We start from the raw sequence: 15090 nt of genomic DNA on the forward strand, positions 1-15090 counted from the left end.
GTGCCGGCGGTTCGAGAATCGCCGCATGAGCACACCGAGGACCGGCGACGTCATGCACGTCGCGATCAACGCCGACGACCTGGAGGCCGCCCGCTCGTTCTACGAGGGCGTGTTCGACTGGCGGTTCGAGGCGTGGGGCCCGCCCGGCTTCTACAAGGTCGGCCACCCCGGCGGCGGCGACCCCGGGCTCCTCGTCGCGGTGCAGGGCCGCCGGACGTTCGACGACGGCACGGTCGCGCCCGCCGAGATCACCGTCGCCGTCGACGACGTGGCGACGGCCTGCACTGCCGCCGTCGCAGGGGGAGGGCGGGTGCTGATGGAGGCGACCGTGATCTCCGGGGTGGGGGAGCTGGCGTTCGTCGCCGACCCGTCCGGGACGCCGGTCGGCCTCATGCGCCCGGATCCCGCCGCCGAGTGATCAGCCCAGTACCCGCAGCGTCCCGGTGGCGCCGAGCACGGCGACCCGGGTCGCGGTCGCGGTGACGTCGACCGGCTCCGGGCCGACCGGGACCGGGTCGCCGACGACGCGGGACGCGGGCAGGTCGACGACCGACAGCGTGCCCTCGAACCGGTTCGCGACGTAGGCGCGGTTGCCGTCCGGGGACAGCGTGACCGCCCCGGCGCCGTCACCGGTCCGGATCGGCGGCCCGGCCGACGCCCCCGCGGTGAGGTCGACGACGGACAGCGTCCCGCCCACCGCGTCGGTGACGTAGGCGCGGTCGCCCGCCGGGTTCACCGCGACGTCGGTCGCGCCGGTCCCGACCGGGATCGCTCGCCCGACGGGTGCCCGCCGTGCCGTGTCCACGACCTGCAGCGAGCCGACCCGCGCGTCCGCGACGACGAGCCGGGCGCCGTCACCGGACAGCGCCAGCCCGCCGATCCCGGACGACGCGACCGGGATCGGCTGCCCGACCGTCGTGCGCGTGCGCAGGTCGACGACGACCACCTCGGACTCGACGACGCCCGCGCTGCGACGCCAGACGAGCACGTACGCCCGTGTGCCGTCGGCGGAGACCACGACGGTCGTCGGGATCTCCCCGACGCGGATCCCGGCCGTCGACGTCCCGCTCGCGACGTCGACGAGATCCAGCGCGCACAGGCTCGCCCGGCACCGCGGCACGTACAGCGTGCGCCCGTCGGGCGAGGCGGCCAGACCGCCGCCGGCCGCCGTGACGTCGACCGGCTCGCCGATCGGGTCGCCGGTACGGGTGTCGATCGTGACCAGGTCGTCCACGCCCGGCGTGCGGGCGGTGACGACGTGCGCACGCCCGTCGCCGATGACCACGACCGTCGACGGGCGTCCCGGCACGGTGGCCTCGGCGACCGGTACCGGGATCCGGTCGGGTGCCGGAACCGTCGGGCTCGTCGTCGGACCGGTCCCGAAGCCGGGCACCGGGACCGACGGCGTCGGGTCGTCCGCGCGGCCGAGCAGTGGCACCGCGACGGCCGCGACGAGGACCACGACCGCGGCGGCCACACCACCGATCAGCATCCGTCGCCCGCCGCGGGGCGGGGAGCCCACGGCCGGACCGTCGGGGCCCGGGTCGAGGGACGACGGGGCGCCCGGCGCCTGCTCGTGGGCTGTCCGGCCCGGGTCGGCCCGCGTCCCGTCCGGCCGTCGAGCGGCGGGGTGCCGGAGGGTTGCGCCGGGTGCGGTCCCACCGAGTGGCCTCGTCGGTTCGGGTGACGCCTCGGCGGGATGCGTCGAGCCGGGGTCGGGGCGCGCCGGTTCCGCGTCCCCGGCGGCCGGGATCCGGGCGAGTGCCGCGGTGACCGCCCGCGCCAGCTCCCCGGCCGTCGCGTACCGCTCGTCGGGGTCCTTCGCCATCCCGCGCGCCAGCACCGGATCGACGACGGCGAGGCGCCGGTCCACGTCGGACGGTCGCGGGACGGGATCGTGCAGGTGCGCGGCCGCGACGGCGGCGGCCGTGGTGCGCGGGAACGGGCGCTCGCCGGTGAGGCACTCGTGCAGCAGGCAGGCCAGCGAGTAGACGTCCCCGCGCGGGTCGTCGCCCGCGCCGCGCAGGCGTTCCGGGGCCATGTAACCGAGCGTCCCGACCAGGCCGCCGGTCGTGACCACGGTCGCGTCCTCCAGCGGCTTCGCGATGCCGAAGTCGACCAGGTAGACGAAGTCGCCGTCGGTGAGCAGCGCGTTCGACGGCTTGACGTCGCGGTGCACCAGGCCCGCGGCGTGCGCGGAGTCCAGTGCGGCGGCCAGCTGCGTGACCACGGACGCGGTCCGGGACGGCGGCAGCGGCCCGTCCGCGGCGAGGACGGCGGCGATGTCCCGGCCGTCGACCAGCCGCATGTCCAGGTACAGCCGGCCGTCGATCTCCCCGAAGTCGTGGATCGGGATGACGTTCGGCGCCGCGAGACGCGCGGCGAGCTCCGACTCGCGGCGGAACCGGGCGCGGAACTCGGGGCGGTCGGACTGCCCGGCGGCCAGGCGCTTGAGCGCGACGGTCCGCTTGCGTCGCGTGTCGTAGGCCCGCCAGACCTCGCCCATCCCGCCGCGTCCGACGAGCGCCTCGAGCCGGTACGGGCCGAACGTCTCCTGGGCGGACGGGGGCGAGATCGTGGCGTCGCCCATCGCGCCCCCGTCCGGTTCGTCCAGTTCGGACGACCGTAGCGGAGCCCGGTCCTACGAGGCGAGAGCCGGAGCGATCCCGACGGCGTCCGCGAGCTCGTCGAACACCGCGATGTTCAGCTCGAACGCGTGCACCGCCTCGTCGGCGACGCGCGCCTGCTCGGCAGGGCCCCACGGCGCCGCGTCGAGCAGCGCGCGGTAGCGGGTGCGGAACTTCGACGGGCTGCCGAGGGCCCTGAAGTCGTAGAACGACGAGCCGGGCCCCGTGACGCCGTACGTCCGCTCCAGCAGCTTGCCGACCATCTGCCCACCCGCGAGATCGCCGAGATAGCGGGTGTAGTGGTGCGCGACGAAGCGCGGCGGGTCGTCCACCGACGCGCAGATCCGGGCGACGTAGGCGCGCGTGGCCGGCAGGACCCGCGGCGACCTGCTGCCCAGCGCCTCCAGGTCGGCGCGCAGGGCCGGGACGCGACGCAGCCCGTCGATCACGAACGGCCCGGCCACCGGGTCGTCGGCGAGCGCGTCGGACGCGGCCTCCAGCGCCCCGTAGATCGCACGGTGCTGCTCGGCCAGCAGCGTGAAGTCCGCCAGCGGCAGCTCACCCGCCAGCAACGCCCCCATGTACGACGAGTGGTGCGCCCGCTCGTGCACCTCCATGGTCGCCTGCCGCAGCGCGGTCGAGAGCGGTTCGCTCATGGCCCCTCCGATCGAGCTGACACCGTGTCAGCTCGATGCTAGGGCAGCGATCTGGGTAAGGCTAGCCTTCATCGCCGGACGGCGACACCATCCGGCGCACGATCCGCACGGCCGATTCGACGGACGCGTCCAGCTCGTCCGGCGGCACGTCGACGACCCGCCGCGCCGACAGCGCCGCCGAGACCATCGCGACCAGCACGGTGCCGTCCCCGCCCGCCCCCTCGGCGGCCATCTCGCCGGCCGCGATCCCGTCGGCGACGATCCGCTCCAGGCGTCCGGAGATCGGGTCGGCGTGCGCGGCGACCCTGCGGTACGCGGCAGGATCCAGCGCCCCGGCCAGTGCCTGCCCCGGCGGCAGGTGGAACTCGGCCAGCCGTCGGAGCTGCATACGACCGAACACGGCCAGCCGCTCGATCGGCGTCGCGGCGTGTGCGAGCGCCGCGTCCAGCTCGGCGACGTAGCGCTCGGCCTCCTGCTCGACGAACGCGACGAGCAGCGCCTGGCGGTCCGGGAAGTGGTTGTAGATCGAGCTACGACCCAGTCCGGCCGCCGACGCGACACCGGTCAGCGTGACCGACTCGAACCCGCGCTCGTAGAGCTGCTCGCGCAGCGCTGCGAACACCCGGGAGCGGACCTCGTCGCGGTGCGCGACGAGGGAGCCCCCGATCACCTTCGGCACGAGTCGAGGGTACTGCCGCTACAGCTTGGCGAGAACGGCCTCGGCGCTGCTGACGTCCACGTTCGTCGGCACGTCCTCGACGCCGATGTCGGTGACCTTGCCGTCCTTGATGATCGCGGCGAAGCGCTGGAAACGGGTGCCCAGCCCGAAGCCGGAGCCGTCCAGCTCCAGGCCTGCGGCCTTGGCGAACTCGCCGTTGCCGTCGGCCAGGAACTCGATCGCGTCCCCGGTGCCCCGCGCCTCGCCCCACGCGTCCAGCACGAACGCGTCGTTGACCGCGATGCAGGCGACCTTGTCGACGCCCTTCGACTTCAGCTGCTCGGCGAGCGCGAGGTAGCCCGGCAGATGCTGGTCCGAGCACGCGGGCGTGAACGCGCCCGGCACGCCGAACAGCACGACCGTGCCGGAGCCCAGCAGCGCGCCGGACTGCGCGGGTGCCGGGCCGTCCTTGCCCATGGTCATGACGGTGACGTCGGGAATGGTGTCTCCGGCGGAGAGTGCCACGTCAGCTCCTGGTGTCGTGATGATGATCGACTCGCGCGCAGCCTAGCGCCGCGCGCTCATTCCATCTCGGCGAGCGCCTTCTTCGCCTGCTCCAGCTCGGCCTCGAGCTCCGCGACGCGCGCGGCGCGCGTCGAGCGGGCCGCGTCGATCACCTCGTCCACCGGGCCCGCGAGGTCCGCGTGCAGGGCCGCGGCGGCCTGCGAGACGGCGGACGCGGTGACCGGGAGCCCGCGGGCGACCCAGGTGCTGCCGTTCTTCAGCTCGGCCTGCCACTCGCCGTCCGCGGAACCGGACACCGTCAGCGTCATCGAGACGACACGGGTGGTGCGGGCCGTGGAGCCCTTGGGGCGGCCCCGCTTGCGCTGGGTCGGCTGCTCCTCGGCGCCGGACTCCACCGTCGTCTCCGCGGAGGTGTCGGGAGCGGCGTCCGGGGCGGTGTCGGGGGCCGCGGGAACGTCGGCGGGCGCGGTGGTGCCGGTCGGGGCCTCGGTCACGTACTGCCTCACTTCGTTCGGGTCTCGGTGGCGCGATCCAGGGTGAGGATAGAACGGGCGTTCGACGCGACCGGCCCGGGGTCGGTTCCGCCGGTCAGTCGACCGGCTCCGTCTCCGGGAACAGCCGGTCACCGATCCACGACGTCGGGATCACGAGGAGCCAGGAGAGCGCGGCCCACCGCGGTGAGACGACGGCGAGCGGCAGGGCCGGGATCATCCCGATCGTCGGTGCGATCGTCCGTGCGAGCCGGACCGTCCTCTCGCGCTCCGTGACGCTCGGCTGGAGCAGGGCACGATGCCGCGACGCGTACCACCACAGCGCCAGCGACGAGACGCCGATCGCGACCAGGTTCACCCCGTAGAGCAGGATCGACGCCGTCGTGGGGCCGTGCTCGCCGAGCACCGACGTCGGGAACGGCAGGATCACGATCCAGAACAGGTAGACCAGGTTCAGGACCAGCACGGTCCCGTCCGCGCGGGTCAGCCGGTCGACGACGTTGTGGTGCAGGATCCAGTACCGCCCGATCACGGCGAAGCTCAGGACGAACGACAGGACGGTCGGCGCCAGCGCGAGAAGGCTCTCGCCGATGCGGTCGCCGTCGATCTCCGCGTCGGTCAGCGGGAGGACCAGCAGCGTGATCGCGATGGCGAACACGCCGTCGGAGAACGCCATCGTGCGTTCCAGCCCGTGACCGATCGCGGACCTGGTCTCGTCCATCGCCCGCACCACCTCCGCTAGCGTCCTGTCGCGTGGTCGCAACCGTTCGTTTCCATGAGCTCGGCGGCCCCGAGGTGCTGCGTATCGAGGATCTCCCCGTGCGGGCGCCCGGACCGGGCGAGGTGCGGATCCGGGTGGACGCGATCGGGCTGAACCGGGCCGAGGTCAACTTCCGTCGTGGAACCTACGTCGAGGACGCGCGGCTGCCCGCGGGGCTGGGCACCGAATGTTCCGGGACGGTGCTCGAGACGGGGCCGTCCGTCGGGCGGTGGACGCCCGGCGACGCGGTGAGCGTGCTCCCGGCGTTCAGCCAGAACGACCACCCGGTCTACGCGGAGGAGGCCGTCGTCCCGGCGTCGGCGCTGGTCGCGCGTCCGGACGGGCTGGACGCCGTCGAGGCGGCGACGATCTGGATGCCGTACCTCGCCGTCTACGGCATGACCCAGCACGTCGTGCGGACCCGGCCGGGGGACCGGTGGGTGGTCACGTCCGCGGCGAACAGCGTCGGGGTCGCCGCGCTGCGGGCGGCCCGGCACGCCGGTGCCGTCGTGGTCGCGACCGTCGCCGGTCCGGAGCACGTCGACGCGGTGCGCGCGGCGGGCGCCGACGCCGTCGTCGTCACCTCGGGGGCCGACGACCTGGTCACCGCGGTGCGCGACGGGCTCGGCGCGGGTGCGGATCTCGTGCTCGACGCCGACGGCGGCCCGCAGGTCGCCGACCTGGTCCGGGCCTGCGCCCCCGGCGGGGTCGTGATCGTCCATGGTGGACTGTCCGGGCAGTCGACGCCGCTGCCGGGCGGGACGTACGCGCCGGTCTGGTTGCGCCGCTTCCACCTGCACGAGGTCACCGGTGATCCGGACGCCCTGCGCCGGGCCGAGCACTGGGTGCGTTCCGGGCTGGCGTCCGGTGCGTTCGCGCCGATGGTGGACCGGGTGTTCGCGTTCGACGACGTCGCGGCCGCCCACGAGTACGTCGACTCGCCGGACCGTGCTCCCGGGAAGCCGGTGCTCTGCCCTCCCCGCCCCGCCGGCTCCGCAGGCGACCGGCCCCCGGGGGTGCGGTGACACGGGGAACAGTCGTTGTCATTGCCAACGATCAGCGTTGTCTGGTGAAATTCTCACCATGTCCGTGTCGTCCGGGTCGTCTGCTACGACCAACCCGTTCCGCCAGCCGAAGGCCGTCTGGGCCGTCGCGTTCGCCTGCGTGATCTCGTTCATGGGGATCGGCCTGGTCGACCCGATCCTGCCGTCGCTGTCCGGCCAGCTGCGGGCCACGCACGCCGAGGTCGAGCTGCTGTTCACGAGCTACCTCGTGGTGACGGCGGTGGCGATGCTGGTCACCGGCTGGGTGTCGTCCCGGATCGGTCCGAAGAGGACGCTCGTCGCGGGCCTCGTGCTGATCGTCGTGTTCGCCGCGCTGGCCGGCATGTCGTCGGGCATCTGGGGCATCGTCGGCTTCCGCGCCGGCTGGGGCCTGGGCAACGCGCTGTTCATCGCGACCTCGCTGGCCGTGATCGTCGGGTCCGCGACGGGCGGGTTCGCCGGCGCGATCGTGCTCTACGAGACGGCGCTGGGGCTCGGCATCGCGACCGGCCCGCTGGTCGGCGGGCTGCTCGGCACGGTGAGCTGGCGGGGTCCGTTCTTCGGCGTCTCGGTCCTGATGCTGGTCGCGCTCGTCGCGATCCTCGTGCTGCTGGAGAAGACGCCCGTCCCGACGCAGAGGGCACGCCTGTCCGAGCCGATCACGGCGTTGCGGCACAAGGCGTTGCGCACGACGAGCTTCGTCGGCCTGTTCTACAACTGGGGCTTCTTCACGCTGCTCGGTTACGCACCGTTCCTGATGGGCGGGCTGTCGCCGATCGCGCTCGGGGCCGTGTTCTTCGGCTGGGGCCTGCTCGTGGCGGCGTTCGCGGTGTTCGGCGCGCCGTGGCTGAAGGGGCACTTCGGGACACCGCGCACGCTGTACGGGGCGCTCGTCGGGATCGCCGTGCTGCTCGTCGCGATCGGGGTCTTCGACTCCTCGCCGGTCGTCGTGATCGTCGCGGTGATCCTGTCCGGGATCGTGGTCGGGCTGAACAACACGCTGGTGACGACGGCCGTCATGAGCATCGCGCCGGTCCCGCGCCCGACCGCGTCGGCGACGTACGGGTTCGTGCGGTTCATCGGCGGCGGTCTGGCCCCGTTCGCCGCCGGGCTGATGGCCGCGGCCTGGGGTGCGACGGTGCCGTTCGTGATCGCCGCCGTCGTCGTCCTGATCGGCGTCGGGCTGCTGGCGACGATCCACCGCCCGCTCACCGAGGCCGACGTCGAGTCCGAGCAGCCGGTCTCGCACGAGCGCGCGGACGCCGAGGAGGCCGTGCGCGAGGTCCCCGGCCTGCCGGGCGAGGCGGTCATCGCCCAGGACGCTCTCGCCCACGACACCCGTCGCTGAGGCATCCACGCATCCGCGCTCCGCCACCCGGGCCACGCCGGACGCGGAGACGGACGGTTCACCCGTCGCGCCCTATCTCGTCGGCCAGGTCCGCCCTAGCGTCGGCGGCGGACCCGAACGACAACGCCGTCAGGGGAAGATCGTCATGCGTACACGTGGAGCCGTCGTCCGGCAGGCGCCGGGCAAGTACGAGGTCGTGGATCTGGAGCTGGACGACCCGCGACCGGACGAGGTGCAGGTCAAGCTCGTGGCGTCGGGGATGTGCCACTCCGACGACCACTTCGCGACCGGCGACATCCCGGTCGGTACGTATCCGATGGCGGGTGGGCACGAGGGCGCCGGCATCGTGACGAAGGTCGGTCCGAACAGCAAGGGCATCGAGGAGGGTGACCACGTCATCTTCTCGTTCCTCCCGTCCTGCGGGCACTGCCGCTGGTGCGCCAGCGGCCAGCAGAACCTCTGCGACCACGGCGCGTCGATCCTGCAGGGGCCGCGCTGGACCGACGGCAGCTACCGGCTGCGGACCGTCGACGGCGACGAGCCGGTCGGGCAGGTCTGCGGGATCTCGACGTTCTGCGAGTACACGACGGCGTCGCTGGAGTCCGCAGTCAAGATCGAGAAGGACATCCCGCTGAACGTGGCCTGTCTGGTCGGCTGCGGGGTCGGCACCGGCTGGGGCTCCGCGGTGAACGCCGCAGAGGTGCAGCCGGGCCACACCGTGATCGTCATGGGCATCGGCGGCATCGGGATCAACGCGGTCCAGGGCGCCGCGCACGCCGGGGCGTCGAACATCATCGCCGTGGACCCGGTGGCGTTCAAGCGCGAGAAGGCCCAGGAGATGGGCGCGACGCACGCCGCCGAGTCGATGGAGGAGGCCACCGAGCTGGCCAAGCAGTTCACGAACGGACAGGGTGCCGACTCGGCGATCGTCACCGTCGGCGTGACGACCGGCGAGCACGTCGCGCAGGCGTTCGCGTCCATCCGTAAGGCCGGCACGACCGTCGTCACCGGGATCGGGAACATGGAGGAGGTCGGGGTCCCGATCGCGATCTCCGAGCTCACGTTGTTCCAGAAGCGCCTGCAGGGCGCGCTGTTCGGCGGCTCCAACCCGAACTGGGACATCCAGCGCCAGATCCAGCTCTACCGCGACGGCGCTCTGAAGCTCGACGAGCTGATCACGAAGACCTACACGCTGGACGAGATCAACCAGGGCTACCAGGACATGCGCGACGGCAAGAACGTCCGGGGCGTCATCGAGTACGCCTGACGCTCACCCGCCGACCAGGGCCGTGAACCGGTCCAGGTCGACGTTCCCGCCGGAGACGACGACGCCGACCCGCGCGCCCGCGAAGCGCTGCGGGTCGGCGGCGACGGCGACGCGCAGCCCGGCCATCGCGAGCGCGCCGGTCGGCTCGACGAGGATCTTCATCCGGGTGGCGAACGTCCGCATCGCGTCGACGAGCTGGTCGTCGGTGACGGTGAGGACGTCCGTGACGTGGTCGCGCAGGATCGGGAACGTGCGGGTGCCGAGCGCGGTCGTCGCGGCGCCGTCGGCGATCGTGCGGGGCTGCTCGATGCGCACGATCCGCCCGGCGCGCAACGACTGCCGGGCGTCGTCGCCCGCCTCGGGCTCGACGCCGTAGACGGCGGCGCCGGGGGAGAGCGCCTGCGCGGCGAGCAGTGAGCCGGACAGCAGCCCACCCCCGCCGAGACAGACGAACAGCGCGTCCAGCGGGCCCGCGTCCTCCAGCAGCTCGAGCGCGGCCGTGCCCTGCCCGGCGATCACGTCGGGGTGGTCGAACGGCGGCACGAGCGTCATCCCGCGCTCGCCGGACAGCGTGGTGGCGATCTGCTCGCGGTCCTCGGTGTAGCGGTCGTATCCGACGACGGCCGCGCCGTACCCCTGCGTCGCCGCCAGCTTGCCGGCCGGGGCGTCGGTGGGCATGACGATCGTCGCCGGGATGTCCAACACGGACGCGGCGAGCGCGACGGCCTGGGCGTGGTTCCCGGAGGAGAACGCGACGACACCCGCCCTCCGCTGTTCCGCCGACAGCCGGGACAGCGTGTGGAACGCGCCGCGGAACTTGAAGCTGCCGGTGCGCTGCAGGTTCTCCGGCTTGACCAGGACGCTCGCGCCGATCTCGGAGTCGGTGAGGCGGGAGGTGAGCACCGGCGTGCGGTGCGCGGTCCCGGCGATCCGCGACGCGGCGGCGCGGACGTCGTCGGGAGTGGGGAGATCGGTGGGGTCGGCGGCCATGGGGGCCAGCGTGCGTGAGCCGGACCGGCCGATCAAGCTGCTCCGTGCTGCGCAACGTCGACGCCCGGTGTGAACGGACGAACACGTCATTCCGGACTGCGCCCGAGCGGCGTCCAGACCCGGCCCGCTGTGGCCGACCATGATCGGCCACTTCGGAGGAAGCCGGCCGCTGGTGGCCGTTCCGCTCCGAAGATGCCGATCATCGGCCTCGACGGTCCCCGCGCCGCGGCTCCGGGCCCGCCCGGCCGGCGGGCGAACGGCTCGCTCCGCGAACGGTGATCACCGGCGGGGGCGGCCGGTGCCACGTCCCGGGATGGCCGTGCGCGGGTCCTCCGGCCAGGCGTGTTTCGGGTACCGGCCACGCAGTTCGGCGCGGACCTGCGGATAGCCGTTGTTCCAGAAGGACTCCAGGTCGCTCGTGACGGCGGCGGGGCGTCCGGCGGGGGAGAGCAGGTGCAGCACCACCGGCACCCGGCCGTCGGCCACGGTGGGCGACGCCGTCCATCCGAACGTCTCCTGCACCCTCACCGGCAGCACCGGCGCGTCCCCGGTGTAATCCACCGCGATCCGCGACCCGCTCGGCACCGGCAGGCGTTCCGGGGCGAGCTCGTCGAGCCGCCGGACGTCCGCCCCGACCCGCGTCGCGACGAACGCGCGCAGCGCCTGTCCGGCGTCGACCTTGGACAGATCAGCACGACGACGGGCGGTCGCCAGCGATCCGGCGAGCCAGCCGTCCGGCTCGATGGCGTTCGCGACAAGGCTCTGCTCGTCCACCGTCGGCCACGGCTCGCCGAGGGCGCGGTGCAGGAAGTCCAGCCGCTCGCGCAGCGACCGGGCGGCCGGGGTCCAGCGCAGCAGCCCGGTGCCCTCCTCCTGCAGGCCCTGGACGAGTGCGGCGCGCACCTCGCCGGGATCGGCGTCGGTGACCGGGCGCGAGTCCAGCTCGATGGCGCCGAGCCGACGGACACGGCGGGCGGAGACGTCGCCGCCGGACCAGGCCACCTCGACGGACTCGGTGAGCAACGCGCTGCCCGCCTCCTCCGCGAGCGACCGATCGGCCGGAGCGGCCAGCCGGACCCGGCCGTGCGTGTCACCGGGACGGCGATCGGCGAGGGCGACGGCGAGCCACTCGTTGTCCCGCAACGGTCCCGCCGGCACCTCGACGGCCGTCCCGCCCGCCATCAGGTACACGCCCGACCCCGCGTCGCGACGTCGCGCGAGCCGCTCCGGATGGGCGAGCCCGACGACCAGGGCCGGCTCGTCGCGCTGCGACCGGCCAGGGCCGCGACGCGCTCCCGGTGGCCGGTCGTCGCCCGGTGCCCCGTTGGCCGACTTGTCGCCGCTGCCGCTGCCGGATCGTCGGTCGGGTCTGCTGCTCCCCGGCGGCGTGGTGCCTCGACGTCCGGCAGTCGATTCGGCCTCGGCCGTCCACAGTCCACCGGCGTCACGCGGTCGCAGGTCGGTTCGCGTGTCGCCGGCAGGGGCGTCGGTCGACCCGCCCCGGTCGCCCGCGCCCCGCCCGGCATCGTCGTCCCGACCCGTCCGTTGCCTGCGGGCCAGGCCGGACAGGCGTCTCACCTCGTCGCGCCACCGGCCGGATCCCGGCGCCCGGCCCGAGCGCAGCGCACGCAGCGATGACTCCACATCGGACTCCGATGTGGAGCCCCGTCCGTCGTCGTCGAGGAGCGCCACCACCTCGGCAGCGGTCCGGGGATCGGCGGCGTCGTCGAGCAGAGCCCTGGCCAGCCGCGGGTGCAGCCCGACGGCGGCCATCCGCGCACCCTGCGGGGTCACCGCGCCGTCGGTGGAGAGGGCGCCGAGCGCGGTCAGGACGTCCCGGCCGGCCGCGAGGGGACCGGCCGGTGGCGCGTCCCACCACCGGAGCCCGGCGCCGTCCGGTGTTCCCCAGACGGCGAGGTCCAGCGCGAGCCGGGTGAGGTCCGCCGTCCGGATCTCCGGCTCGGGAGCGCGGACGAGCGTCTCGCCCTCCGGCCAGCAGCGGTACACGTGTCCGGCCGCCTCCCGCCCGGCCCGGCCTGCGCGCTGGTCGGCCACCGCGCGCGACACCCTGCGGGTGACCAGCCCGGACAACCCGCGGCGATGGTCGGTGTGCGGCGACCGGGCCAGCCCGGCGTCGACGACCGCCCGCACGCCCGGCACGGTCAGGCTGGACTCGGCGACCGACGTCGCGAGCACGACCCGCCGTCGCGGCCCCTCGCGCAGCGCCGCGTCCTGCTCCGCGGCGGGCAGGCGACCGTGGAGGGCGAGCACGTCCGTGTCGAGCGACGGGTCGTCGTGCAGGATCGCGGCCGTGCGGCCGATCTCCGCGACGCCGGGCAGGAACGCCAGGACGCTCCCGTGCGCCAGTGCGGTGCGGACCGCCCGGGCGACGGTCGCCTCGATCCGCTCCCCGCGGGCGGGCGGGACGTGGTGCACGTCGACCGGGAACGAGCGCGCCTCGACGGTCAGGACCGGGGCCGGATCGCTCCCGCCGAGCAGCTCCGCGGGCCGCCCGGCGTCCAGCGTCGCCGACGTCGCGAGCAGCCGCAGGTCGGGTCGCAGCCCGTCGCGGGCGTCGAGCAGCAGCGTGAACAGCAGGTCCGCGTCGAGGTGGCGTTCGTGGCACTCGTCGAGGATCACGGTGTGCACGCCCGGCAGCTCCGGGTCGGCCGTCAGCCGGCGCAGCAGCAGACCGGACGTCACGACCTCGACGCGGGTGCGCGCCGAGGTCCGTGAGTCGCCGCGGACCGAGTAGCCGACGTCCTCGCCGACGGCGGTGCCGAGCAACGCGGACATCCGGGCCGCCGCGGCCCGGGCGGCGACCCTGCGGGGTTCGGCGACCAGCACCCGCGACGACGGGCCCCGGAGAGCGAGCGGGACGAGCGTCGTCTTCCCGGTGCCCGGCGGTGCGACGAGCACGGCGGCGCCCCGCTCGTCGAGCGCCGCCGTCACGCCCGCAAGCGCGTCCCGCACGGGCAGGTCGGGCAGCTCGGACGGCACCGTCCCAGTCTGCCCGCGCCCGCACGCACGACGGCGGGGCGCCCCCGCCGGAGGGGCGCCCCGCCGTCGTCGCCGGGGAGTCGTCAGCCGCCGGAACCGGTGGTGGTCGTGGTGGTGGTCGTGGACGGAGGTGTCGAGGACGTCGACGACCCGGTGTCCGGCGCGACGAGGTTCGGCGCGACCAGGTCCGGCGAGTCCGACGTCGTCGGAGCGGCCGGATCGACCGGCTGCACCGAACTCGGCGAGAGCTGGAACGACGAGCCGCTCCAGGTGTAGGTCCAGTCCTGCGTCTCGCTCGGCGTGGACGTGTCCTCGGCGCCGTACACGGCCATGGTGGCGGTGAGGGTGGTCCCGCTGAGGGCGACCGAGCGGAACTCGGGCATCTGCGGGCTGTTCGGCACCGACTGCGGCGTGAGCGTGTCGATCACCGATCCGGTCGGGTCGATGACCTGGACCTGGGTCTGGTCACCGCAGGTCACGAGCACCGCCGTGTCCTGCTCGCCGGTGCTCTTCAGGGAGGCCGTTCCGGAGCTCTGGGCCTGCGACGAGCCGGCCTTCGTGCCGTCGGGGCACGTCGCCGCCTCGAGCGGATCGGTCGTCGCCTGACGCAGCCCCGGATCACCCGGCGTGCCGTTCCCGGAGCCGTCCGTCTGCGTGCCGTCGGTTCCGTCGGTTCCGTCGGTTCCGTCCGTGCCCCCGGGCGGCGTGGTCCCGTTTCCGCCCGTCGTGGTGCCGTTCTGCCCGCCCGGAAGCGTCTCGCCGTAGTCGCCGTCCGGGATCGGCTTCCAGCCCGGCTCGTAGCCGACCTTCCGCTCGAACGGCCGGTTCTTGTAGGGGTCCACCAGCGTGTAGTTGTTCACGACGTTCGTCGTGTTCTGCACGACCGTGATGTTGGTCTGGTTGAAGGTCACCCAGCTCTGGCCGATGTAGACCGGAGCGGTGAGCAGCGTCGGCGCGGTCAGCGGGTTGCCGCAGGCACAGCGCACGACGGGCGAGCCGTACTTGTCGACGAACACGGCGGATCCGGCCTGCAGCACGGAGCTCACGACCGTCGCGCGGCCGTTCACGTAGCCGTGGTTCGTCACCTGCGTGTCCGAGCGCAGCAGGACCGGCGTCAGCGTCGAGACGTAGCTGTCGATCTGCGACGTCTGGATGTTCAGCACGCCCGCCCAGGCCGCGGCCTGGCTCGGGTGGGCGTTCAGGAAGCCGGTCAGCTTCGCCGCGTCACAGGTGCGGTTGTCGCGGGTGCCGCCGTACAGACCAGGGGTGTCGCCCGTGAACGTACCGCCGGTCTTCGTCGGCGTCGCGACGTTCGGGGCGTCCGTACCGACGGCCGGCATGAACGGGTTCGAGCCCGCCGTGTTGACCGGCTCGCGGGTCACCTCGTTCGCGTTCGCGGTGCCGCTGGTCAGCGTGAGCGCGACGAACACACCGGCCGCGACCACCAGCGCCGCGACGGCCGCGATCAGGGCGATCGCCCAGCGCGGGGCTCCCGTGCGGGGCGGCCGCGGGGGTACCGGTGGCATCGGCGGTGGTGGACTCGCGGTCCATGGTGCAGTCATCGTTGGCTCCCGTCGGCGAGCGGACCCGGCGGTGAGCCGGTCGGTACACCACGCCTGTCGAGCGGGAGATCGTCGCCATTAGCCCGGTTCATCTTTCTTGATGAGACGGTCTCGCCGACGACGTCCTCGCGCGGGCGGCCGGGCTGATCTAGTTTCGGGGGCG

13 protein-coding genes are annotated in these 15090 nt (G+C 73.8%); 4 read left to right on the forward strand and 9 right to left on the reverse strand.

What is annotated here, in order from left to right:
* Window positions 1–25: 25 nt before the first annotated feature.
* Window positions 26–418, forward strand: coding sequence for a VOC family protein (locus EV378_RS32345; protein WP_132431445.1), 393 nt, complete (start codon window positions 26–28; stop codon window positions 416–418).
* Here EV378_RS32345 and EV378_RS32350 read toward each other — a convergent pair whose 3' ends face one another.
* From EV378_RS32350 to EV378_RS32375, 6 genes are all read right to left on the reverse strand, one after another.
* Window positions 419–2590, reverse strand: a complete 2172-nt coding sequence (locus tag EV378_RS32350; protein WP_132431447.1) for a serine/threonine-protein kinase — start codon at window positions 2588–2590, stop codon at window positions 419–421.
* 51 nt (window positions 2591–2641) lie between these two features.
* A complete protein-coding gene (locus tag EV378_RS32355; protein ID WP_132431449.1) occupies window positions 2642–3283 on the reverse strand; it encodes a biliverdin-producing heme oxygenase in 642 nt (213 codons plus the stop codon).
* Between the two features lie 61 nt (window positions 3284–3344).
* Window positions 3345–3962 carry a TetR/AcrR family transcriptional regulator gene (locus tag EV378_RS32360; RefSeq protein ID WP_132431451.1) on the reverse strand — a complete coding sequence of 206 codons (618 nt, stop codon included), beginning with the start codon at window positions 3960–3962 and terminating at the stop codon, window positions 3345–3347.
* Window positions 3963–3980: 18 nt separating this feature from the next.
* On the reverse strand, window positions 3981–4466 hold the full coding sequence (locus EV378_RS32365; protein WP_132431453.1) for a peroxiredoxin: 486 nt from the start codon (window positions 4464–4466) through the stop codon (window positions 3981–3983).
* 56 nt (window positions 4467–4522) lie between these two features.
* Window positions 4523–4960 (reverse strand): DUF6319 family protein, encoded by a 438-nt coding sequence (locus tag EV378_RS32370; RefSeq protein ID WP_424511263.1) that lies wholly within the window; start codon window positions 4958–4960, stop codon window positions 4523–4525.
* Between the two features lie 94 nt (window positions 4961–5054).
* Window positions 5055–5678 (reverse strand): TMEM175 family protein, encoded by a 624-nt coding sequence (locus EV378_RS32375; RefSeq protein ID WP_132431457.1) that lies wholly within the window; start codon window positions 5676–5678, stop codon window positions 5055–5057.
* Window positions 5679–5710: 32 nt separating this feature from the next.
* Here EV378_RS32375 and EV378_RS32380 point away from each other — a divergent pair, with 32 nt between their 5' ends.
* The 3 genes from EV378_RS32380 to EV378_RS32390 all read left to right on the forward strand — a co-directional run bounded on the left by EV378_RS32380 (window position 5711) and on the right by EV378_RS32390 (window position 9375).
* Complete coding sequence (locus EV378_RS32380; RefSeq protein ID WP_132431459.1) at window positions 5711–6742, forward strand: zinc-dependent alcohol dehydrogenase family protein; 1032 nt, start codon at window positions 5711–5713, stop codon at window positions 6740–6742.
* A gap of 58 nt (window positions 6743–6800) precedes the next feature.
* On the forward strand, window positions 6801–8108 hold the full coding sequence (locus EV378_RS32385; protein ID WP_132431461.1) for an MFS transporter: 1308 nt from the start codon (window positions 6801–6803) through the stop codon (window positions 8106–8108).
* Window positions 8109–8253: 145 nt separating this feature from the next.
* Entirely contained in the window at window positions 8254–9375 is a 1122-nt protein-coding gene (locus tag EV378_RS32390) for an NDMA-dependent alcohol dehydrogenase (protein ID WP_132431463.1), read from the forward strand.
* 3 nt (window positions 9376–9378) lie between these two features.
* Here the strand turns inward: EV378_RS32390 and EV378_RS32395 are convergent, their stop codons facing one another.
* The 3 genes from EV378_RS32395 to EV378_RS32405 all read right to left on the reverse strand — a co-directional run bounded on the left by EV378_RS32395 (window position 9379) and on the right by EV378_RS32405 (window position 14891).
* Complete coding sequence (locus EV378_RS32395; protein ID WP_132431465.1) at window positions 9379–10365, reverse strand: threo-3-hydroxy-L-aspartate ammonia-lyase; 987 nt, start codon at window positions 10363–10365, stop codon at window positions 9379–9381.
* Window positions 10366–10644: 279 nt separating this feature from the next.
* The gene (locus tag EV378_RS32400) at window positions 10645–13365 is read right to left on the reverse strand and encodes an ATP-dependent RNA helicase (protein ID WP_207908925.1); all 2721 of its coding nucleotides are present in this window, start codon (window positions 13363–13365) and stop codon (window positions 10645–10647) included.
* An 83-nt stretch (window positions 13366–13448) separates the two neighbouring features.
* Complete coding sequence (locus EV378_RS32405) at window positions 13449–14891, reverse strand: DUF6777 domain-containing protein (RefSeq protein WP_132431467.1); 1443 nt, start codon at window positions 14889–14891, stop codon at window positions 13449–13451.
* Window positions 14892–15090 lie beyond the last annotated feature (199 nt).

Source organism: Pseudonocardia endophytica, from assembly GCF_004339565.1.
Classification (GTDB): domain Bacteria; phylum Actinomycetota; class Actinomycetes; order Mycobacteriales; family Pseudonocardiaceae; genus Pseudonocardia; species Pseudonocardia endophytica.